Source organism: Nocardioides sp. Root190, from assembly GCF_001428565.1.
Lineage (GTDB): Bacteria > Actinomycetota > Actinomycetes > Propionibacteriales > Nocardioidaceae > Nocardioides.
In genome coordinates this window covers 58,320-80,479 of sequence record NZ_LMIA01000012.1, presented here as the reverse complement: position 1 = coordinate 80,479, position 22,160 = coordinate 58,320, and the positions used below count along the sequence as shown (strand labels likewise).

Annotated in this window: 18 protein-coding genes; 6 read left to right on the top strand and 12 right to left on the bottom strand. The window is 71.0% G+C overall.

Features of this window, described 5'->3' with window-relative positions; genetic code table 11:
* The first annotated feature begins 126 nt into the window (after positions 1-126).
* Positions 127-2,490, top strand: a complete 2,364-nt coding sequence (locus tag ASE01_RS18755; protein WP_056755959.1) for an ATP-binding cassette domain-containing protein — start codon at positions 127-129, stop codon at positions 2,488-2,490.
* 21 nt (positions 2,491-2,511) lie between these two features.
* Here ASE01_RS18755 and ASE01_RS18750 read toward each other — a convergent pair whose 3' ends face one another.
* From ASE01_RS18750 to ASE01_RS18735, 4 genes are all read right to left on the bottom strand, one after another.
* Positions 2,512-5,103 (bottom strand): DUF4153 domain-containing protein, encoded by a 2,592-nt coding sequence (locus tag ASE01_RS18750; RefSeq protein WP_056755956.1) that lies wholly within the window; start codon positions 5,101-5,103, stop codon positions 2,512-2,514.
* Positions 5,100-5,801: a response regulator transcription factor gene (locus tag ASE01_RS18745; RefSeq protein ID WP_056755954.1), complete on the bottom strand. Its 702-nt coding sequence runs from the start codon at positions 5,799-5,801 to the stop codon at positions 5,100-5,102. The genes ASE01_RS18750 and ASE01_RS18745 overlap by 4 nt, the downstream gene beginning before the upstream one ends.
* A 73-nt stretch (positions 5,802-5,874) precedes the next feature.
* A complete protein-coding gene (locus ASE01_RS18740) occupies positions 5,875-6,468 on the bottom strand; it encodes a TetR/AcrR family transcriptional regulator (RefSeq protein WP_056755949.1) in 594 nt (197 codons plus the stop codon).
* Between the two features lie 3 nt (positions 6,469-6,471).
* Positions 6,472-7,719, bottom strand: a complete 1,248-nt coding sequence (locus ASE01_RS18735; protein WP_056755944.1) for an NADH:flavin oxidoreductase/NADH oxidase family protein — start codon at positions 7,717-7,719, stop codon at positions 6,472-6,474.
* A 118-nt stretch (positions 7,720-7,837) separates the two neighbouring features.
* Here ASE01_RS18735 and ASE01_RS18730 point away from each other — a divergent pair, with 118 nt between their 5' ends.
* Positions 7,838-8,299 carry a VOC family protein gene (locus tag ASE01_RS18730; protein WP_056755941.1) on the top strand — a complete coding sequence of 154 codons (462 nt, stop codon included), beginning with the start codon at positions 7,838-7,840 and terminating at the stop codon, positions 8,297-8,299.
* 3 nt (positions 8,300-8,302) lie between these two features.
* Here ASE01_RS18730 and ASE01_RS18725 read toward each other — a convergent pair whose 3' ends face one another.
* Positions 8,303-9,997: an AMP-dependent synthetase/ligase gene (locus ASE01_RS18725; protein ID WP_056755938.1), complete on the bottom strand. Its 1,695-nt coding sequence runs from the start codon at positions 9,995-9,997 to the stop codon at positions 8,303-8,305.
* Positions 9,998-10,096: 99 nt separating this feature from the next.
* On the opposite strand from ASE01_RS18725, the gene ASE01_RS18720 reads away from it, so the two are divergent.
* Positions 10,097-11,521: a glycoside hydrolase domain-containing protein gene (locus tag ASE01_RS18720; protein WP_056755935.1), complete on the top strand. Its 1,425-nt coding sequence runs from the start codon at positions 10,097-10,099 to the stop codon at positions 11,519-11,521.
* Here the strand turns inward: ASE01_RS18720 and ASE01_RS18715 are convergent.
* The 6 genes from ASE01_RS18715 to ASE01_RS18690 form a co-directional block, all read right to left on the bottom strand.
* Positions 11,496-12,143: an HD domain-containing protein gene (locus ASE01_RS18715; protein WP_056755932.1), complete on the bottom strand. Its 648-nt coding sequence runs from the start codon at positions 12,141-12,143 to the stop codon at positions 11,496-11,498. The two genes, ASE01_RS18720 and ASE01_RS18715, sit on opposite strands and share 26 nt — an antisense overlap.
* A 19-nt stretch (positions 12,144-12,162) precedes the next feature.
* Complete coding sequence (locus ASE01_RS18710; RefSeq protein ID WP_056755930.1) at positions 12,163-12,699, bottom strand: hypothetical protein; 537 nt, start codon at positions 12,697-12,699, stop codon at positions 12,163-12,165.
* Positions 12,684-13,235 (bottom strand): TOPRIM nucleotidyl transferase/hydrolase domain-containing protein, encoded by a 552-nt coding sequence (locus ASE01_RS18705; protein ID WP_056755927.1) that lies wholly within the window; start codon positions 13,233-13,235, stop codon positions 12,684-12,686. The genes ASE01_RS18710 and ASE01_RS18705 overlap by 16 nt, the downstream gene beginning before the upstream one ends.
* A complete protein-coding gene (locus tag ASE01_RS18700) occupies positions 13,235-13,579 on the bottom strand; it encodes a DUF2784 domain-containing protein (RefSeq protein WP_056755924.1) in 345 nt (114 codons plus the stop codon). Before ASE01_RS18700 ends, ASE01_RS18705 begins: the two co-directional genes overlap by 1 nt.
* 338 nt (positions 13,580-13,917) lie before the next feature.
* On the bottom strand, positions 13,918-15,561 hold the full coding sequence (locus ASE01_RS18695; protein ID WP_056755921.1) for an ABC-F family ATP-binding cassette domain-containing protein: 1,644 nt from the start codon (positions 15,559-15,561) through the stop codon (positions 13,918-13,920).
* 68 nt (positions 15,562-15,629) lie between these two features.
* On the bottom strand, positions 15,630-16,502 hold the full coding sequence (locus ASE01_RS18690) for an LLM class F420-dependent oxidoreductase (protein WP_056755919.1): 873 nt from the start codon (positions 16,500-16,502) through the stop codon (positions 15,630-15,632).
* 52 nt (positions 16,503-16,554) lie between these two features.
* On the opposite strand from ASE01_RS18690, the gene ASE01_RS18685 reads away from it, so the two are divergent.
* Positions 16,555-17,328, top strand: coding sequence for a peptidylprolyl isomerase (locus ASE01_RS18685; RefSeq protein ID WP_056755917.1), 774 nt, complete (start codon positions 16,555-16,557; stop codon positions 17,326-17,328).
* Here the strand turns inward: ASE01_RS18685 and ASE01_RS18680 are convergent.
* Positions 17,306-18,199, bottom strand: a complete 894-nt coding sequence (locus ASE01_RS18680) for an oxidoreductase (protein WP_056755914.1) — start codon at positions 18,197-18,199, stop codon at positions 17,306-17,308. The two genes, ASE01_RS18685 and ASE01_RS18680, sit on opposite strands and share 23 nt — an antisense overlap.
* Positions 18,200-18,226: 27 nt before the next feature.
* Between ASE01_RS18680 and pepN the strand changes: the two genes are divergently transcribed.
* On the top strand, positions 18,227-20,707 hold the full coding sequence (gene pepN, locus ASE01_RS18675) for an aminopeptidase N (RefSeq protein ID WP_056755912.1): 2,481 nt from the start codon (positions 18,227-18,229) through the stop codon (positions 20,705-20,707).
* 8 nt (positions 20,708-20,715) lie between these two features.
* Positions 20,716-22,095: a DNA recombination protein RmuC gene (gene rmuC, locus ASE01_RS18670; protein ID WP_056755910.1), complete on the top strand. Its 1,380-nt coding sequence runs from the start codon at positions 20,716-20,718 to the stop codon at positions 22,093-22,095.
* Positions 22,096-22,160: the final 65 nt, after the last annotated feature.

Sequence of the window (22,160 nt, the reverse complement as noted above, 5' to 3'; positions counted from 1 at the left end):
CTCGGTCGGGTACGTGTTCCTGGTCCTGCGCCCGCACCGGGTGCAGGCATGGCGCGAAGTGAACGAGATGACCGGCCGTACCCTCATGCGCGACGGCACCTGGACCGAAAGGCATCACCCCACCCCATGAGCACCACCCCCCACGCCGCCGACAGTCACGATCTCATCCGGGTGCAGGGCGCCCGGGAGAACAACCTCAAGGACGTCAGCGTCGAGATCCCCAAGCGCCGCCTGACGGTCTTCACGGGGGTGTCCGGCTCCGGCAAGAGCTCCCTGGTCTTCGCGACCATCGCGGCCGAGTCGCAGCGGATGATCAACGAGACCTACAGCACCTTCGTCCAGGGCTTCATGCCGACGCTGGCCCGTCCCGAGGTCGACAACATCGAGGGGGTCACCACCGCGATCCTCGTCGACCAGGAGCGGATGGGGGCCAACGTCCGGTCGACGGTCGGCACCGCGACCGACGCCAACGCGATGCTCCGGGTGCTCTTCAGCCGGCTCGGCGACCCGTTCATCGGGCCGCCGACCGCCTTCGCGTTCAACGTGCCGACCCGTAGGGCCGGTGGCGTCATGAGCACCGAGAAGGCCGGTGGCAAGGTCGAGAAGAAGGTCGTCAAGCAGGCGATCTACCTCGGCGGCATGTGCGCGGAGTGCGAGGGCCGCGGGACGGTCTCGGACCTGGACCTGACCCAGATCGTCGACGAGAGCAAGTCGCTGGTGGACGGCGCCATCCTCGTGCCCGGCTACACCGCGGACGGCTGGATGGTCGCGGCCTACAAGGCAGAGCTGCCTCCTGAGAAGCCGATCGCGAAGTTCACGAAGGCCGAGCGCGAGGACTTCCTCCACGCCGAGCCGCGCAAGATCAAGCTCGACAAGATCAACATCACCTACGAGGGCCTGATCCCCAAGATCCGCAAGGCGATGTTCAGCAAGGACGTCGACTCGCTCCAGCCCCACATCAAGGCCTTCGTCGAGCGCGCTGCGGTCTTCGCGTCCTGCTCGGCCTGCGAGGGGACCAGGCTCAACGAAGCGGCCCGGACCTCGCTGGTCAACGGCAAGAGCATCGCCGACGTCTGCTCGATGCAGATCACCGACGCCGCCGACTGGGTGCGCTCCGTCGACGACTCCTCGGTGGGCCCGCTGCTGGCCAACCTGCTGCACCTGTTCGACTCGTTCGTCGAGATCGGCCTGGGCTACCTCTCGCTGGACCGCCCGGCCGGAACCCTGTCCGGCGGCGAGGCCCAGCGGACCAAGATGATCCGCCACCTCGGCTCGGCCCTCACCGACGTCACCTACGTCTTCGACGAGCCGACCATCGGGTTGCACCCGCACGACATCGCCCGGATGAACAACCTGCTGCTCGAGCTGCGGGACAAGGGCAACACGGTCCTCGTCGTGGAGCACAAGCCGGAGACGATCGTGATCGCCGACCACGTCGTCGACCTCGGTCCCGGCGCCGGGACCGGCGGCGGGACCATCTGCTTCGAGGGCGACGTCGCCGGGCTCGAGGCGTCCGACACGCTCACCGGTCGACACCTGGCCTACCGTGCGACGCTCAAGGACGAGGTCCGTACGGCGACGAGCGTGCTCGAGATCCGCGGTGCGTCCACCCACAACCTCCGTGACGTCGACGTCGACGTCCCGCTCGGCGTGCTGTGCGTGGTCACCGGCGTCGCCGGCTCCGGGAAGAGCTCGCTGATCCACGGCTCGGTGGCCGGTCACGACGACGTCGTGGTGGTCGACCAGAGCGCGATCAAGGGCTCGCGGCGGAGCAACCCGGCGACGTACACGGGGCTGCTGGAGCCGATCCGCAAGGCCTTCGCGAAGGCCAACGGGGTCAAGCCCGCACTGTTCAGCGCCAACTCCGAAGGTGCCTGCGAGAGCTGCAACGGCAACGGGATGATCTACACCGAGCTCGGGTTCATGGACACCGTCGCGACCCTCTGCGACGAGTGCGGCGGCAAGCGCTTCCAGGCCTCCGTGCTGGAGCTGAGGTTCGGCGGCCTCAACATCGCCGAGGTCCTCGACCTGCCGGTCGCCGAGGCGCACGCGTTCTTCGCGGCCGGCGAGGCGAAGACCCCGGCGGCCTCCTCGATCCTGTCCCGCATGGAGGACGTCGGTCTGGGCTACCTCAAGCTCGGCCAGCCGCTCAACACCCTGTCGGGCGGCGAGCGCCAGCGGCTGAAGCTCGCGATGCGGATGGGGGAGAAGGGCGGCGTCTACGTGCTGGACGAGCCGACGACCGGCCTCCACCTCGCCGACGTCGAGAACCTCCTGCGACTGCTCGACCGCCTGGTCGATGCCGGCAAGTCCGTCATCGTGATCGAGCACCACCAGGCCGTGATGGCGCACGCCGACTGGATCATCGACCTCGGGCCGGGAGCCGGTCACGACGGCGGCTCGGTGGTGTTCGAGGGCACGCCCGCCGACCTGGTCGCGAAGGCATCGACGCTGACAGGTGAGCACCTGGCGGCGTACGTCGGCGGGTGATGCGCCCAGCAGCGTGACCCGTCAGGGCGCGGACGCCGTGCAGAGCGAGTCGGCCTCGGACCGATCGACGCTGCGAGCGTCCACCACGTCGGCGGCGCGGCTGCGGCCGAGGTTCCAGGAGAGCCAGTCACCGTCGGCCACGTCCCGCCCGGCCACGGCGCACCGGCGCAGCTCGTCTGGCAGGTCGGCGAAGGCAGGCACCGCGTCGTCCGAGAGCTGCTGGAGGTAGGCCACGTCCAGCTTGCCGGACTCCTCGTAGCGATCGATGTTGTGCCGGGCGATCCAGGCGTCGGGGTTGATCGCAGCGACGCCCACGATCGCGAGGGCACCACTGAGCAGGGCGAAACGCGCGAACCACGCTGCCCGGAGCGAGGCGCCGGCGACGAGGACCGCCAGGAGCAGCAGCCCGAGCCACCCCTCGAAGACGTCGACCAGCAGGCGCATGCGGGTCAGGCCGTAGGCGTCCTGGTAGAGGCTGAGCCGGTGCAGGGCGGAGGCCACGACCACCAGGGCCTGCAGGCAGAGCAGGCCCAGCGAGAGGCGCAGCCACCGCCGGTCGGAGACATCCTCCTTGCGTGCCTTGCGCGCGGCCACCCAGATCACCATCAGGGTCAGCGCCGTCACGACCGTGAGCTGCCCGAACCCCTGGTGGACGTACTCCGCGTAGGTGAGCCCGGTGGTGCGGCGCAGGTAGGCGTGACCTCCGAAGACCACCGCGGCCTGAGCCAGCAGGAAGGCCGCGAGAACGCCGTTCACGACAAGGACCGGAGCCAGCCACTCGAACCGGTGGGTCGTGGGGCGGGCGGGCCGCGGGTCGGTCTCGACGCGTGGCGGGTTGAGCGCGAGGTAGGCCGCGGCGAGCACGGCGCCGCCGACGGCGACGCCGACGAAGACCCGCAGGACGACGGTGTCGATGCTCAGGTCGGGCACGAGGGTCTCGACCCAGGAGGCGAGCAGCGCGTCGGCCGACCCGAGCAGGGCACCGAAGACCAGCAGGCCCAGCGCCGACAGCGCCACGGTGCGGAGCAGGGCCGGCCCCCGGCCGAAGCTGGTCACCCCGGCGAGCCGCGTGAGCGTCCGGCCGAGCCAGGGCAGGCCGCGGAGCGCGGACAACGGCCACGCGAGGCCCGAGAGCACGAAGCCCGGAAGCGACCGACCGCGGGTCACACCGCACAGGCAGACCACGCCGCCGGCGAACAGGCTCAGCGCGACGACCCACTCGGCGTCGCGGACCACGGTCGTCGCGGCGAGCACCACGCACAGCGCGGCGCAGGAGAGCGTGAACGGGTCGCGACGGTTCCTGCTCGCGGCGAGCACGACACCGCCCGCCGCGAGGAGCACGACGAAGGCGGCGAGGCCGAGCTCGCGGAACGGCAGGAGCAGTGCGGCCAGCACACCGGTGCCCACGGAACCCAGCAGCAGGCGGCTGCTCGTCGGCAGGTCCCGCTCGGGCCAGAAGGAGCCGAAGAGGTCGTCGAGCACGGGCCGCGGCGCGGGCGCCGGGAGGACGCCTGCTGGGTACGGGGACGGGAGTGGCGCCGGCACCGGGACTGGAGGGGTGGGGGTGGCCATGGGGATCTCCTCGATCTCGGTGGGGAGGGAGTGGCGGTCGGCGGGCTGGAGGGGGAGAGAGACCCTGACCCGGGCACCGCGCCGGCCCGGCCCGGGATCGACGAAGCCGATCGAGCCGCCGTGGAGGTCGGTGACCCACCGGGCGATGGCGAGCCCGAGGCCGGTGCTGCCGCCCTCGTCGGTGCTCAGCGTCCCGAACGGCTCGAAGGCCCGCTCACGGTCCGGCACCGCAACGCCCGGGCCCTGGTCGTGGACCTCGACGACGTAGCGGTCCCCGGTCCGGGCCGCCGTCACGGCCACGGTGCCTCCCGACGGGCTGTGCCGGCTGGCGTTGTCGAGCAGGTTGGCCACCAGCTGGCGCAGACGGGCGGGATCGGCGTGCACCGTCAGGTCGGCAGGCACGACGTGGACGTCGTACTCCACCACCCGTCCGAGGACCTGCGCCTCGGCGACCGCGTCCTCCAGGAGGGAACGGAGCTGTACGGGTGCGGGATCGAGCGGTGCCTTGCCGGCGTCGACCCGGGCGAGGTCGAGGAGGTCCTCGACCAGCCCGGCCAACCGCTCGGCCTGGGCGAGAGCGCTGGCGAGCGTCTCCGGATCACGAGGCGCGACGTCGTCGACGAGATTCTCCAGCACTGCGCACAGCGCGGTCAGGGGCGTGCGGAGCTCGTGGCTCACGTTGGCGACGAGCTCGCGCCGTTGCCGGTCCACCGAGGCGAGATCGCGTGCCATCGTCGTGAACGCCCGCGCCAGCTGGCCCACCTCGTCGGTCGACGGCGTCGCGATCTCCACGCCGTAGTCACCGGTTGCCATCAGTCGGGCCGCCTCGGTCATCTGGCGCAGCGGTGAGGTCATCCCGACCGCCAGCAGCTGCGTGACGGCGAGGGCGAGCAGGATGGTCACGGGCAGGCCGAGCAGCACGGGTACGCCGGCGGCGCGGCCGATGCTGGCCACGACAGCGGCCACGGTGACGCTCGCCGCGACGAGCAGGCCGAGCTTGACCTTGATGGAGGTGATGCCGGCCAGCGGCTCCGGGGTCACCGACCGGGCTCCGGCGTCTCGAGGGCGTAGCCGACACCGTGCGAGGTCCGGATCCGCTCGGCACCGATCTTGGCGCGCAGCGCCTTGACGTGGCTGTCGACGGTGCGGGAGCCGGACCCGCCGGGCCAGCCCCACACCTCGGCGTGGAGACGCTCACGGGTCACCACGGCTCCCGGCGTGGCTGCGAGGCAGACCAGGAGGTCGAACTCGGTGGGCGTCAGGGACACCTCCTCGTCGCCGCGCCACACCCTGCGGGCGGCCTCGTCGACGCGCAGGTCACCGAGCTCGATCGGTCCGCTGCCCGCACTGTCCGCGGCGAGGTCGGCCGCTCGCTGGACGCGACGCAGCAGCGCGGCGATCCGGGCCACCAGCTCCCGCATCCGGAACGGCTTGGTGAGGTAGTCGTCCGCGCCGATCCCCAGACCGACCAGGACGTCGGACTCGTCCGCGCGTGCGGTGACCATCAGGACCGGCACCGGTCGGTCGGCCTGGATGCGGCGGCAGACCTCGTGGCCGTCGTACCCGGGCAGCATCACGTCGAGGACCACCACGTCGGGGGAGTGCTCGACGTGCGCCGCAACGGCGCCCGGTCCGTCCCAGGCGCGGACGACGTCGTACCCCTCGGCGACCAGTCGGTCCGTGATCGCCTGGTTGATCACCGGATCGTCCTCGACGACGAGGACTCGGGACATGCTCATGCGATGAGGCTACGAGCGCGACCGGTCGCAAAGGGTGTGCGACCTGTGGAGATTCCGTGCAGATCGGAACTTGCTAGCTGTGGCCGGCCCCGGTGCTCCTGGCCGCCTCGACGACGTTGACCAGCTCTTCGGCGACCCGCACCATCGGTTCGCTGGATCGCTGGGCGAGCCCGACGATCACCGCACCCTCCACGGCGGAGAGCAGGAGGTTTGCCAAAGATGCGGTTCGCCGGGCCGGGACACCGGTCTGCTCGAGCCACGCAGCGACCGTGTCGGTCCAGTCGGTGAAGGCACGGGCCGCGATCTCGCGGGCGCCCGGCTCGGCCTCGCCGCCGAGGGCAGCGGCCACGACGGGGCATCCGGCTTCGTAGCCGCTCGCCTCCGCCTCGGACCGCCACACCTCGACGATCAGCGGGATCGCCTCGCGCGGCGAGAGCTCGGCGAGAGCGAGGAGCGCCTCGGAGTACTCCGCGACAGCGCCGCTCACGGCGTCCTCGACCATCTCCGAACGGCCACCGGGGAAGTAGTGGTAGAGCGATCCCCGTGACGCGCCGGCCTCGGCGACCACGTCGAGCATGGTCGTCCCGGCCACACCGCGGCGACGGAGCAGTTCACGGGTGGTGTGGACGATCCGCTCCCGCTTGGCGGGGTCCGGCCGGCGTGCCACGGCTCAGAGCCCGCGGCGGCCGACGCGGACGCTGTCCTTGCCGTTGCGCACGAGGTAGGTCGCGACGTTGAACGCCGGGTGGCGTCGGGGCGCGGGCGCCTTGCCGTCGGCCATCCGCCACATCTGGACCGTGTACGCCGTGAGCTCGGTCAGGCTGTCGATCAGCCGGATGCCGCTGCGCTTGGGCCGGACGTGGCTCGCGGTCGCCGTACCGTCGAGGAGCTGGCCGGGGACGTCAGGCTCCACGGTGAGCGGGCGTCCGAGACCGACGACGTCGATGGCGCCGCTGGCCACGGCGTCGTTCATGGCGTCGGCCGTGCGGAAGCCACCGGTGAGCATGAGGGGAAGGTCGGGCAGCTCGGCGCGCACACGCAGTGCGTAGTCGAGGAAGTAGGCCTCGCGCTTGCGGGTGCTCTCCTTCAGCGACGGGTCGACGCCCAGCATGGCTGCGGAGGAGTAGGTGCCGCCGGAGACCTCGAGCAGGTCGATGCCCTCGGCCACGAGGGCGTGGACGACGGCGATCGACTCGTCCTCGGAGAAGCCACCGCGCTGGAAGTCGGCGGAGTTGAGCTTGATGCCCATGGCGGCGTCGGGGCCGATCTCGGCGCGGATCGCGCGGGCGACCTCGATGACGAAGCGGCGGCGCTTCTCCGGCGTGCCGCCCCACTCGTCGGTGCGCTGGTTGGCGAGCGGCGAGAGGAACTGGCTGACGAGGTAGCCGTGGGCACCGTGGATCTGGACGCCGTCGAAGCCGGCCCGGACCAGGATCCCGGCGGTCGTGGCGAAGCGCCGGATGATGTCGAGGATCTCCTCGTGGGTGAGCTCGCGCGGCTCGGCGAACATGCCGCCGCTACCGGGGAGCGCCACCGCGGAGGGGGCGACCGGCTTCGGGGTGAGCGTGCGCGGTGCCTGGCGGCCGGGGTGGTTGATCTGTGCCCACGCGACGGCGCCGTTGGCCTTGATGATCCGGGCCCACTCGGCGACGTCCTCGACGCACGACTCGTCCTCGACGACGACGTTGCCGGGCTCGCCGATCGCGCGGCGGTCGACCATCACGTTGCCGGTGATGACCAGGCCGGCACCGTTGTCGGACCAGCGCCGGTAGAGCGTCTTGATCCGGGTCCCCGGCGAGTGGTCGCGGCGGGCGAGGCTCTCGCTCAGCGCAGCCTTCGCGAGGCGGTTCGGGAGGACCGAGCCGTTGGGGAGGGTGAACGGCTGGTGCAGAGCGGCGACGGTCGTGGTCTCGGTCATGGGGACAACTATGCAGGGCTGCATAGGAATTGGAAAGCGGGTGGTTGGGAGACGTGGATCACCGCTCCAGGACGGCGAACGGGGGAGGACTGTCGGTGGCGCCGCGTAGACAAGGCCCATGCCCCGCGACCTCCAGATCACGTTCGACGCCCACGACCCGGCCAGCCTCTCCCGGTTCTGGAGCCAGGCCCTCCACTACGCGATCCCCGGTCCGCCCGGCGTCGAGCTCGCCGACGGCGAGGACCCCTTCGAGGCCTGGGACGGGTTCCTCGCCGGGATCGGCGTGCCCGAGGAGCTGCGCAACAGCCGCTCCGCGGTCGAGGACCCGGAGGGGAAGCGGCCGCGTCTCTTCTTCCAGCAGGTCCCCGCGGACAAGGTCACCAAGAACCGGCTCCACCTCGACGTCCGCGCAGCCCCCGGACTCGAGGGTGACGCGCGGATGGAGGCCCTCGAGGCCGAGTGCGAGCGCTTGGTCGCGCTGGGAGCGAGCCGCCTCGCACGGCACGATCCCGCGCCACCCCTCGGCGCCGGCCACCTGGTGATGGCCGACCCCGAGGGCAACGAGTTCTGCCTCGACTGAGGATCAGCCCTCGGCGTACAACTCCTCGATCACAGCGGCGTACTTGTCGGCGATCGGTCGTCGCTTGAGCTTCATCGTCGGCGTGAGCTCGTCGCCGCCGGGCAGCCAGTCCGACTCGAGGATCCGGTAGCGCTTGATCTGCTCGATCCGTGACAGGCGGGCGTTCGCGGCCTCGATGGCCTCCGCGATCTGCTGCTTGACACCTGCGTCGCGCGCCAGGGCCGGAGCCGATCCATCGGCCAGTCCGGCCTGGTCGGCGTAGGCCGCGCACACGTCGGGGTCGAGGACCAGGAGCGCCACGTTGTACGGCCTGCGGTCGCCGACCACCACCGCCTGGCCGATCAGGGCGTGCGAGGCCTTGACGACCTGCTCGATGTTGGAGGGCGACATGTTCTTGCCGCCGGCGTTGATGATGAGCTCCTTCTTGCGGTCCACGATGGTGACGTAGCCGTCCTCGTCGATGGTCGCGACGTCACCGGTGTGCAGCCAGCCGTCGGCGTCGATCGCCTCGGCCGTCTTCTCCGGCTGATTGCGGTAGCCACGCATCAGCTGGGGCCCGCGCACCAGCAGCTCGCCGTCGTCGGCGATGCGGACCTCCAGGCCGGGGATCGGCTTGCCGACCGTGCCGATCCGGATGTCGTCGGGCGGGTTGATGATCCCGCAGCAGGAGATCTCCGACATGCCCCACAGCTCGCAGATCGGCACACCGAGCGCCGCGAAGAACTCCAGCACCTCGGGGGCGATCGGCGCAGCACCCGACACGGTGAAGCGGACGTCGTCGAGCCCGAGCAGCTGACGCACCGCCACGCGGTGCTCCTCGGGGAGAGCACCGGGATCGGTGACCCCCTTGGCCTCGAGCGCGGCCTTGATCTTCTCCCAGACGCGCGGCACGCTGCCCCAGGCCGTCGGCCGGACCTCAGGCAGCGCACCCACGACCGCCTTCGGGTCAGCGACATAGGTGACGGTGCCGCCGAAGGCCATGGGGGAGTAGTGCCCGGCCCAGCGGTCGGCGACGTGCGCCGCGGGGAGGTACGACGTGGTCCGCTCGCCGCGCCGCGCCGGGATGACCGCCTGCACACCCCGGAGCTGGGCGAGCATGCTGCCATGGGTCAGCTCCACACCCTTCGGCGGACCGGTGGTGCCGGAGGTGTAGATCAGCGTGAGCACGTCCTCGGAGGCGACCTTGCGCCACGACGCCTCGAAGTCGAATCCGTCGACAGTGCGGCCCTCGAGCTCGGCGAGGGTCATCGTGGCGTCTCCGCCGTCGACGGTCACGATCGTCTCGATGTCCGCACCGGCAGCCTTGACCAGTGGCAGGAAGGCCTCCTCGGTGATGACGACCTTGTTGCCGGCGTTGCCGAACAGGTAGGACGCCTGCTCCGGGGACGAGGTGTTGTAGATCGAGAAGGGCACGGCACCGAGGTGCAGGGCGGCGGTGTCGACGATCGCGAACTCCGGCCGGTTGGTCAGCATGATGCCGACGGTGTCGCCGTGGGCGACGCCCAACGAGGCCAGTCCTTCCGCGACGCGGCGCACCCGGTCGGCGTACTCCCGCCAGGTGATCTCCTGTGTTCCACCGGGCGTGCGGAGCGCGACCTCGTCGGCATGGAGGACGGCCGTGCTCTGGAACGCGGCGCAGAGGGTGGGGACGTCGAGCGCGTCGGCGTCGGTGGTCGGGGTGGCGTCGGTGGCCGTCATGAGGCGATGCTGTCAGCGTGACGTGGGTCACGCAACGGTTCGCGACCACCCGCCGCCTACGATCGCGGAAACCCTGTCGCCCAGCCGATTGTCCTCCCCATGCGCGTCCTCGACCGCTCCGTGCCCCTGCCTGTCGTGCTGAGCGCCGCCCTGGCCCTCTACCTGACGGTCGCTCTCGTGCTGGCCGGGCCCTACGGCCCGTTCGACGACAACGACGCGGACCAGGCCGACCCGGCGGCTGCGCCGGTCGTCGCCGAGGCCGAGGATCAGCTCCCACCTCCACCACCTCCGCCGCCGGCTCCGCCGGGCTCGGCCTGGAGCGGCTTCGCCTTCGATGCCTGCCGCGCCCCGAGGCAGGGCGTGATGGACCGCTGGCTCACGAGCTCACCCTTCACCGGCGTCGGCATCTACCTCGGCGGCATCCACCGGGCGTGCCCGCAGCGGCACCTGACCTCGGGATGGGTCGACAACCAGGTCCGCGCCGGCTGGAAGCTCCTGCCGATCTGGGTCGGACCACAGGCATCGTGCACCGGCTATCGCCACCGGATCACCGCCCGGCCGGGGAAGAGTGGCCTGTACGACGCCGCTCGGGCGCGCGCCACCCAGGAGGCAGAGCAGGCCGTGGCGGCCGCCCGCGCCCTCGGCCTCGTTCCCGGGGAGCTCCTCTTCTACGACCTCGAGCCGTTCGACACGGCCCGCCGCCACTGCCGCGGCTCCTCGCTCGCCTTCCTCGACCAGTGGACGCGCGACGTGCACCGGCTCGGCTACCGGTCCGGCGTCTACTCCCACGTGCGCGCCGGGATCGCACTGCTCAGCGCCACCGATCGGGACTACGCCCGTCCCGATGCGGTCTGGTACGCGTGGATCGACCGCCCGAGGACGCTGCCCGGCCAGTACGTCGCCGCGCCGGAGTACATGCGGACCAGCCGGGTCCACCAGTACGCCCTCGACACCCGGGTGGAGTTCGGCGGCCACCGGATGGCGATCGACTGGAACTTCGTCAGCCTCGGCGCCACCAGCAACCCGCGCGCGCCCGTCGGCTGCGACGACGCGGCGGGCCGGGCCCGCACCCGCCCCGTCCGCTCAGGGGACCGCGGGGCGCTCGTCCGCCTGGTCCAGTGCCTCGTGCTGCCCGGGCAGCCGCACCCGGTCAAGACCTCGGGGCTCCACGACGCGACCACGGTCCGTGCGGTCGGCGCCTTCCAGGAGCGGCGCGGCCTCCCGGCGACGGGGGCGGTGGACCGTCGCACCTGGACGGCACTCCTGTCCCAGGGCAGCACGCCGGTGCTGCGCAGGGGAGCCCGTGGCGAGGACGTGCGCCGTCTGCAACGCAGTCTGAATGCCGCTGTCGGACGACGCGTCGTCCGCGTCGACGGCACCTACGGAGCCGACACGGCCAGGACGGTGCGGCAGTACCGGACCCGGCTCGGGCTGGGCCGACGGGTCGTCGTGACCCGGGCCGTGTGGACCGCGCTGTCACGCGGCACGTTGCTTCCGGTCAGGACGCCGGAGCGTCAGGCCTGATCCACCCGTTGCGCAGGCCGCCCTCGACCAGGAGGTTCGTCACGGCCCCGAGGGTCGTCGAGCCGGCCACCACGCCCGCCTCGCGCGCCCGCACCGTCGTCTCGGTCGCGCCGGGCATCTGCCAGGTGCCACCGCGGTTCAGCCAGTTGAGCAGCATCGGCTCGAGCCGGTCCATCGCCTTGCAGAACCGCGCCTCCGGCGTTGCGGCCGCCTCGAACTCGTCCCACAGCGCCCGGACCCACCCGGCCTGGTCGTGGGGGAGCAGTGTGAAGAGTCGGTCTGCGGCCGCCTCTTCGCGCTCCTGCTGGCCGACCACGGCGGCCGGGTCGAAGACGGGGCTGTCGCCGGCGTAGATCTCGACCAGGTCGTGAATGATCACGAGCTTGATCGCATGCCCGACGTCGATCGGCTCGTCGGCGTACTCCGCCAGCAGGGTGACCATCAGCGCGAGATGCCACGAGTGCTCGGCATCGTTCTCGCGACGCTCGACAGCAGCCAGGGGAGAGGCGCGGAGGATCGTCTTGAGCTTGTCGGCCTCGGCGAGGAACGTCAGCTGGGCGACCAGCCGGGGATCGATGCCGGCGGGGAGCGGGCTCCGTTCGATGATCAGCTCGTCGTCCACGTCACCCAGCCTGCCACGCTCAGCGTCGCGCGAGGTCGTCGACGCCCACGCGCTCGGCGGCCTCCAGCGCGGCGTACGCCCGCTCACCGATGTCCGGGTCACTCTCGATGACCACGCTCGCCATGGTCAGCATCGTGTCGTCCCTGCGCACGCCGAAGGTCCCGAACTCCTCGAACTCGGTCTCGACCCGGTCCCCGTCGGCGAGACAGCTCCCACCCCGGGAGTCGTCGTGGTCCTGGCACAGGTCACCGGGCCTCGACTTCTCGAGCACGAGCGTGAAGAGCGGGACGTCGTCCACGTCGTACGACAGGAACACCTCTGCGCCCTCGACACGGACGTCGCGCAGGCGGGCGCCGTCGAAGTCGACGACGTACGGCGTGACCCCTGTCCCGGAGATCGCCGCCGCGAGGGCCCGGTCGACCGGGCGCACCTCGGCCGTCTCGTCGTCGTCACGGATGGTCCAGATCAGCGCAGCGCCCGCCACCAGGACGACGACCGCCGTGCTGGCGATCACCACCGGACTGCGGGCACGGCGCAGGCTCACGTCGGCGTCCATGTCCCCAACACTGCCCTGAGGGGTGGCGGCGCGCACCCCTCACCCAGCGCCTCGACGAGGAGCCGGGCGTACCTCGCCTTGCGCCCCGACCTCGCTCCGATGAAGCGGTGCAGCACCTCGACCCGCGTCCAGCCGCGTTGGGCAGGCATCTGCAACAACAGGTCCAGCGACCTGGTCTCGCCCTCCGCAGCGATGACCTGCTCGACGACGTCGGTCCCGAGCGCCCGGATCAGCTCGTGCTCCAGGTCCGGCTCGCAGCCGTGGAACCCGATCAGCGCGAGGTCCTCAGGCACGTCCAGTCCGGCGTCGACCAGACCGCGTCTGATGATGGATTCGTCGGGGGAGTCGTACAACCCCTCGACCTCCAAACCCTGACCACGCGGCCCGTACGTCGTCGCGTACCTGCGGACGTTGGTGACGCCACCCATCACGACGATCTCGGCACCCTCGGTGGCGAGGTCTCGTCCGGTCCGCGCAGCGAGTGTCTCGAGCGCGACCCTGTCACTCTCGCCCTCGACCAGCACGATCCGGCGCATCAGCGCAGCGCGAACCCGAGCCAGGAACCGGCGATCAGCCCACCGATGACGAGCTCGATCCGGCGCGACCACCGATGCGGGTACACCGTGCCCTCGAAGTAGTGCGCGACGAAGCCACGCTCGTGCAGCTCAGGGCGTCCGGTCCGCGACCGTCCCCAGTTCTCCAGACGTGACAGTGGACAGGCGGCGCGCGACACGGCCATCCGGCCGCCCCATGCAGCAGCCGCGACGTGAGGGACGACGAGCCAGGGAACCACCAGCCAGGCGAGGAACCCGCCGATCACCGTGAACCCGACGAAGACGAGGTGGATCACCACGGCGAACGGGGCGATGATGCGGTGCACCCTTGAAGACTAGGTCGGCACTCGACAATGTCCTCCATCACCTCCAGGAAAGCCCCCGAACACATCGGGCTCCGGACCTGAACGACCTGTTCAGATATCGCCGATAATGAACATTATGTCATGTTGCTGATTCAGAAGGCCCTTGCGCCACGTCGGCGGAACGACACGGTCGAGTTGCCCGAGACGCTCCCCTGACGTTGCGGTTTGGTCCCAAACCGCACGTTTCAGACCCAATTCGTTGCGGTTTGGGACCAAACCGCAACGTTTCGAGCCGACCGCCAGCAGTTCTCCCGGAAGCCAGATCCCGGCGACCCCACCCAAGCCGCCTGACATAACATTCAACTGCGTTCGGTGACCCGACCGTTCGCGACGGACAGCTCACGCGTCGTGGCGACTGCCTCCAACATCCGGCGGTCGTGCGTGACGAGCAGCAAGGTCCCCGGATACTCGGCGAGCGCCGACTCGAGCTGTTCGATGGCGGGCAGGTCGAGGTGGTTGGTCGGCTCGTCGAGGACGAGCAGGTTCACTCCCCGGGCCTGGAGCAGTGCCAGGGCGGCGCGGGTGCGCTCGCCGGGCGACAACGTCGCTGCCGGCCGTACGACGTGACCGGTCTTCAGACCGAACTTCGCCAGCAGTGTGCGCACCGGCTCCGGAGCCAGATCGGGGACCTGTCGCTGGAAGGCGTCCACCAGCGAGTCATCGCCCTCGAAGAGCCGGCGGGCCTGGTCGACCTCGCCGACGACCACGCCGGGACCGAGGTGCGACTCCCCCGCGTCCAGCGGCAGTCGACCGAGCAGCGCCGCGAGCAGGGTGGACTTGCCCGCGCCGTTCGCACCGGTGATCGCGACCTTCTCGGCCCAGCCGATCTCGAGGGTCACCGGTCCGAACGTGAACTCCCCGCGTCGTACGACGGCCTCCCGGAGTGCGGCGGTGACCGCACCGGATCGTGGGGCCGCCGCGATCTCCATCCGCAGCTCCCACTCCTTGCGAGGTTCGTCGACCTCTTCGAGCCGCTCCAGCGCCCGCTCGGACTGGCGGACCTTGGACGCCTGCTTCTCGCTGGCCTCCGCCCGGAACCTCCGTACCGACTTGTCGGGCTCGTTGTTGATGCTGCGTCGCGCGTTGCGCACGCCCTGCGCCGCCCAATTGCGCTGCGTGTTGGCGCGGGCCTGCAGCCCGGCGACCGTTCCGGCGTACTCGTCATAGGCCTCGCGCGCGTGGCGTCGGGCGATCTCGCGCTCCTGCAACCAGGAGTCGTATCCCCCGCCGTAGACGTTGATCGCGCGTTGGTGGAGGTCCAGCTCGACGATCCGGTTGACGGTGCGGGCGAGGAACTCCCGGTCGTGGCTGACGATCACGGCCGCTTCGCCGAGGTCGCCGACGAAACGCTCCAGCCTGGCGAGACCGTCGAGGTCCAGGTCGTTGGTGGGCTCGTCGAGCAGGAACACGTCGTAGCGCGAGAGCAGCAGGCTGGCGAGCCCCGCGCGGGCCGCCTGCCCGCCGGACAGAGAGGTCATCGGCTGGTCGAGGTCGACCGCCAGACCCACGTCGGCGGCGATCGCCTCAGCCCTCTCATCGAGGTCCGGGGCACCCAGCGCGAGCCAGCGCTCGAGCGCGTCGGCGTAGGTGTCGTCGGCTCCCGGCTGCTCCGAGCCGAGTGCCTCGGTCGCCGCATCGAACGCTGCCTGGGCCTGCGCCACGCCCGTGCGACGGGCCAGGAACGCGCGCACCGTCTCACCCTCGCGCCGCTCGGTCTCCTGCGGCAGGTAGCCGATGGTGGCGGCGGAGGGAACGACCGTGACCGTGCCGGCCTCGGGCACCAGCTCGCCGGCCAGCGTGCGGAGCAAGGTGGACTTGCCCGCACCGTTCGGACCGACGAGTCCGATCACGTCGCGCGGCGCGATCACCAGGTCGAGGTCGGCGAACAGCGCCGTCGCCCCGTGTCCGGCAGAGAGCCCGGACACCTTGATCGTCGCGCCCATGGCCCGATTCCCCTCCTCGGTTCAGGCCGCGCAGGCAGCGAAGCCGAAGCCAAGTGTGCCGGAGCGGCTCAGAGCTCCGCGACCCGCGGGAGCACCTTCTCGACCAGGACGGTCGCCCAGGCCTCGGGGTCGACGTCCAGCGGCGGCGCGAGCGCGGTGAGGTCGACCCCGAGGGCGGCGTACTCCCCCGTCTCCTGCACGAAACGGTCGATCTCGGCGACCGGGTCACCCATCCACAGGATCGTCTTGCGGATCGCGTCGTAGTCACGTCCCAGGTCGTCGCAGTGGCCGCGCAGCACGTCGAGCTTGTGCGCGACCCCCTCGACGCCGTCGCCGGTGAAGAGGTTGCAGGCGTCGGCGTACTGGGCCACCATCCGCAGCGTCTTGCGCTCCCCCTGCCCGCCGATCATCAGCGGCACCCGCCCACGCGGCGGCTTCGGGAGGCAGATCGTCTCGGCGAGCTGGAAGTGCGTGCCCTCGAACGGTCCGTCGTCGTCGCTCCACATCTGCTCGGTGATCCGGATCGTCTCCTCCAGCCGCTCGAACCGCTCGGCCATGGACGGGAACGGCACCCCGAGGCCCTCGTGCTCACGGTCGTACCAAGCGGCACCGATGCCGAGCCAGGCCCGACCGCGCGACAGCACGTCGAGGGTCGAGACGACCTTGGCGAGCACTCCCGGGTGGCGATAGGTCACGCCGGTGACGAGCAGCCCGAGCTCGACGCGTTCGGTGCGACCTGCGAGGTAGCCGAGGGTGCTGTACCCCTCCAGCATCGGCTCGAAGGGCCCACCGAAGTCGACCATCTGGAAGTAGTGGTCCATCACGGTGAACAGCGAGATGCCGCCCTCGTCGGCCACCCGCACGGTGGCATCGAGACGATCCACCAGCGTGGTCTGCCAGTCGGGGTGGGTGAAGTTCGCATAGTGGATGCCGAGGTCCATGTCCTTCAACCTACGCCGCGCCGCCACAGGGTGCCTGCGTACGATGCGGCCCATGCGCTCACGCCTGCTCGCCGGTGTCCCGGCACTCCTCCTGCTCGCCAGCCTCTCCGCCTGCGGGGACGACGACAAGAAGTCGGCCACCGACGACAGCCCCACGACCGAGGGCACCAGCTCTGCGCCCACCGAGGCCGCCACGACCGAGACCACCGCCGCCCCGGACGCCTCCGGCGGGACGCAGTGCGACTTCGTCGAGACCGGTGACGCCGCCCGCGACGTGGAGCCGCCGGCTGCGACCTCGACGTTCACCGGCCAGGTCCCCGCAGTCATCAAGACCTCCGTCGGCGACCTGAAGCTCACCCTCGATGCCGACAAGGCTCCGTGCACGGTCGCGTCCTTCGCCTCGCTCGCCGAGCAGGGCTACTACGACAACAGCTCGTGCCACCGCCAGGGCAACGACCCCGGCTTCGAGTTCCTGCAGTGCGGCGACCCCTACTTCGACCCGAAGGCCGACCAGCCGGACCCGAAGACCGGAAGCAGCAGCCCCGGCTACACCATCCCCGACGAGGTCGACGGCACGGAGACCTACCCGGCCGGCACCCTCGCCATGGCCAACACCGGCGCCCCCAACTCCGGCGGCGGCCAGTTCTTCATCGTCTTCGGCGACAGCCAGTTCCCGCCGAGCTACACCGTGTGGGGCAAGCTCGACGCCGCCTCGCTCGCCACGCTGACGAAGGCGACCGCCTCCGGCAACGACGGCTTCTGGGCACAGAGCGGCGGCGGCCGTCCCAACACCCCGGTGACGTTCACCGGCGTCGAGATCGGCTGACCAGCTCCTCGGAGCGGTCCCACAGGGCGCGGGCGAGCACGACGTCGTCCGCGCCCTGGCCCATTTGTGCCGGTCCGGGCCAGCCCCACAGCTCGGTCCGTCCGTGCGGACCCGTGTAGCTCCCGCCCTTGACGTCCGTCGTGGCGGCGTAGACCGTGCACAGCGCACCCCGCCAGGCCGGCATGCTGACGAGCTTCTGCCCGTAGTGGCCGATGGCGGTGAGCAGCGCGTTGCCGGTGCTGCTCGTGATGCCGGTGGCCGACGCGCCGGGATGGGCGGCCACCGCGCGCAGGTCGGAGCCCTCCGCCCGGAACCGCCGGTCCAGCTCACGCATGAACAGCAGGTCGGCGAGCTTAGAGTCGCCGTATGCCGCGAAGGCGCGGTAGGGCCGACGCTCCCAGCCCAGGTCGTCGAGGTCGATGCGTCCCGAGCGGTGCTCACGCGAGCTGATCACGACGACGCGGTCCCTCAGCAACGGCAGCAGTCCGAGGGTGAGCGCGAAGTGGCCGAGGTAGTTGGTCGCGAAGTGCATCTCGACCCCGTCCGCGGACAGGGCGTGCGGAACTCCCAGGACCCCCGCGTTGTTGATGAGTACGTCGACCGGGCGCCCTTCGGCGCTCAACGCCCGGACGAACTCGTCCACCGAGGCGAGGTCGCTGACGTCGACCTGGCGGACCTGGATCCGCCCCTTGTCGTGGCCGGGCACGGTGCGTGCCGCTGCCTCGCCGCGCTCGATGCTGCGGCAGGCCATGACGATCTCCGCGCCTCGCGAGCCAAGGATCCGCGCCGTCTCGAGTCCGAGACCGCCGTTCGAGCCGGTGATGACGAATCGCCGCCCCTGCTGGGGTGGCACCTGGGTCCAGGGTCGCATGGCGGAAGGCTCCCATACGCTGGCCCGATGAGCAGCGACTCCGGCTTCCTCAGCCTCACCCGCGCCGAGGCCGAGCACCGCGCGAGCGTGCTCGCCGTGTCGTCGTACGACGTCGAGCTGGACCTGGCCCGCGGCCCGGAGACGTTCTCGTCGCGCACCGTGATCAGGTTCAGGAGCGAGGCGGCGCGGACCTTCGTCGACGTCAAGCCTCGTGCGCTGCACGCCGTGACCCTCGACGGCGCGAGGATCGACCCGACGACACTCGATCGGGGACGCGTCGCACTGGACCTGGCCGCCGGCGAGCACGAGCTGGTCGTCGAGGCGACGATGTCCTTCCGCAACGACGGCGAGGGCCTGCACCGCTCCGTCGATCCCGCCGACGGGCTCGCCTACGTCTACGGCATGTCGTTCATGGACGCTGCACCGTCGATCTTCGCCTGCTTCGACCAGCCGGACCTCAAGGCGCCGTACTCCATGAGCGTGACCGCGCCCGCAGAGTGGCTGGTCGTCGGCAACGCTCCGGCGCGCGAGGTCGGCACCGAGGGCGCAGCCCGCCGCTGGGAGCTCGGCCCGACCGAGCCCCTGGCGACCTACTTCGTCACGCTGGTCGCCGGCCCCTACCACCACCTCTCCACCGAGCACGACGGCATCAGGCTCGGCCTCAGCTCTCGCCGCAGCCTCGCCGATGCGCTCGACCGCGAAGCCGATGAGCTGTTCACGCTGACCCGACAGTCCTTCGACGAGCTGCACCGTCTGTTCGAGGTGCGCTACCCGTTCGGCGACTACCACCAGGCCTTCGTCCCCGAGTTCAACGCCGGTGCGATGGAGAACCCCGGTTGTGTGACGATCCGCGACCCTCTCCTCTTCGAGGGAACCAGCGCGAGCCGGGCCGACCGCAGCTTCCGCGCCGCTCTCGTCGCCCACGAGATGGCGCACCAGTGGTTCGGCAACATCGTCACCCCGAGGTGGTGGGACGACCTGTGGCTCAACGAGTCCTTCGCCGAGTACGCCGGCTACCGGGTCGTCGCCGACGCCACGGAGTACGACGACGCGTGGGTCCACCAGTCCTATGCCCGCCGGGTCTGGGGCATCACCGCCGACTGCCGGCCCACGACGCACCCGGTCGCCGGCAACCCTGCCGAGGACGCACTGTCGGCCCTCCAGAACTTCGACGGGATCTCCTACGCCCGCGGCTCCAACGTCCTGCGCCAGCTCGCCACCCGTCTGGGCGACGAGGCCTTCCTCGGCGGGGTGCGCGAGCACTTCGCCCTGCACCGCTTCGGCAACGCGACCATGCACGACCTGTTCGCGAGCTGGGAGCGTGCTGCCGGTGGCACCGACCTCGGCGGCTTCGTCGAGGACTGGCTGCTGACACCCGAGCCCGACGTGCTGAGCCTGGACCGGTCCGCCGGAGTGGTCCGGCGGACGAGCTCGCCGACCCATCCGGCCGAGCGTCGCCACCTGCTCGACGTGGCCATCCACCGCGACGGGACCTGGTCGGTGGAACCGCTGGTCCTCGACGGCCCGCAGACCCCGTTCGACGCAGGCGACGCGCCGATCCTGCTCGACGCCAACGAGACCACCTGGGCGATGTGCCCGCCTGACGCGGTCACGATGGCCGCACTCCCCCAGCTCGCGGCCAGCCTGCCCAGCGAGCAGCTGCGCGCGACCATGTGGAACAGCGTGCGGCTCGCACTCTTCGACGGAGCCGTCACCCCGGCGGCGGTGGCGGAGCTCCTCGTCGCCGCGCCTCCTGTGCAGGACACCTCGGACGGGATCCGCGGCCTGCTCCCGTGGGTGATCGGCACCGCCCTCCCCCTCGCGCCCGAGGGCAGCACCGCCCGCTTCCACGCCGCGGTGACCGAGGCGGCCGAGCGGTCCGATCCCGGATCAGAGCTCCAGCTCTCCGCCTTCCGCACATCAGTGCTCACCTCGGTCGATGCCGAGGCCCTGACCCGCTGGGCCGAGGGCGAGGGTTTGCCCCGCGGCATCTCCGCCGACGCCGACCTGCGCTGGAAGGCACGCCGCCGACTGGCCGAGATCGGCGCGACCGATCGGGCCGCTCTCGACCGCGTCCTCGCCGAGGCACCGAGCGGATCGGCCACCGTTCACCACGCCCGGGCCGTGGCCTCGCTCCCGACGCGGGAGGCCAAGGAGTTCGCCTGGGCCCGCGCGACCGGCGAGGTGTCGGTGCCCAACTACGAGATCGAGGCCGCTGGCATCGGCCTGTGGCGACCGGACCAGCGCGAGCTGACCCGTCCCTTCGCCGAGGCCTACTTCGCCGAGCTGCCCTCGCTGATCTCGGCCCACCAGGGCTGGGTCCAGGGCGTCGTGGTCGAGGCCTTCTTCCCCATCACGCATCTCGACGACCGCACGGTCGCCGCAGCCCTCGCTGCGCTCGAGGGCGAGCTCCCGGGCGCCGTACGACGCCGGCTGACCGACCGGCTGGACGAACTCCGGCGCCGCCTCGGCGTGGCCAGCACCATTGCGTCGGGCCCCACTGTTTGACTGTCCCCATGGTCATCTTCCTCGCCCTCCTCGTCGGTCTCCTGCTCGGAGCCGGCGTCGGTTGGGCGGTGCGTCAGGCGACCTTCGCCCAGCCCGAGCCCGCCGAGCCGCCGGTGCCCGTGGAGGACCCGGCCCTGGTCCGCGCCCGTCACGAGCTCGCCCTCGCCGAGGAGCGACAGGAGGCGTCGACCGCCCGCGCCGCCGTCCAGGAGGAGCTCGCCGCCACCGCCGCGCAGGTCGAGGCCCTCCGGGCCGCGCTCGGCGACGCGCGCGAGCAGTACAAGGCGCTCGTCGAGAGCCAGCGCCAGACCCAGCGCGAGCGCGAGCAGGCCCAGCGCGACAAGGAGCACGCGGAGAGCGGCCACACCCAGGTCCTCAAGACCCTCTCCCCCGTGGTCGAGCACCTGCGCACCATGCAGCGCAAGGTCGACGACCTGGAGAAGTCCCGGGTCGAGCAGCACACCGAGCTGGCCGCCCAGATCCGCCACACGCAGCGCTCGGTGGAGGACTCCCGCAAGGCCGCCGACACCCTCGCCTCGGTGCTGAAGAACAACGCGGTCCGCGGCGCCTGGGGCGAGACCCAGCTCCGCACCCTCGTCGAGACGTCGGGCCTGCTCAACCGGGTCGACTTCGAGCTGCAGCACTCGATGGACGCCGACTCCGGAGCCCGACGCCCGGACATGGTGATCAACCTGCCCGGCGGCAAGCAGATGGCGATCGACGCCAAGGTTCCCTACAACGCGTTCATGGACGCGCACCGCGAGGGCATCGACCCGGAGGTGCGCCAGCGCCTCCTCGAGGACCACGCCCGCAAGGTCCGCGGCCACGTCGACGTCCTGTCCCGCAAGGGCTACTGGACCGGCCTGACCACCAGCCCCGAGTTCACCGTCGCGTTCATCCCCAACGAGCAGCTGCTCAATGCCGCGCTCGAGGTGGATCCCTCGTTGCAGGAGCACGCGTTCAAGCAGGGCATCGTCCTGGCGACGCCGACCAACCTCTGGGGCCTGCTCAAGACGGTCGCCTTCACCTGGAAGCAGGAGGCGCTGACAGAGGACGCGCAGGCGCTCTTCGACCTCGGCCAGGTGCTCTACCGCCGCATCCTCAAGCTGTCCGAGCACGTCGACAAGCTCGGTCGCTCCCTGCAGCGGAGCGTGAAGGACTACAACGCCTTCACCGGTTCCCTGGAGCGCTCGGTCCTGCCGGCGGCGCGCAAGCTCAACGCCGCCGACCCGGTGGCGACGATCCCTGCACCGAAGGAGATCGAGGACGTTCCCAGCCCGTTGTCGAGCAGTGAGTTCTCGGCCCTGGCCGACCTCGATCGTGACGAGCTGACCTTCGACTTCGACGTCGCCGAGGCAGAGATCGTGGACGAGGCCGAGGCGGGCTGAGCCCCCTGGGGACCCTCCTCGAAATTGGTTCCAATCCGTCGGAGGCTCCGCTCCGAAGTGTGTGT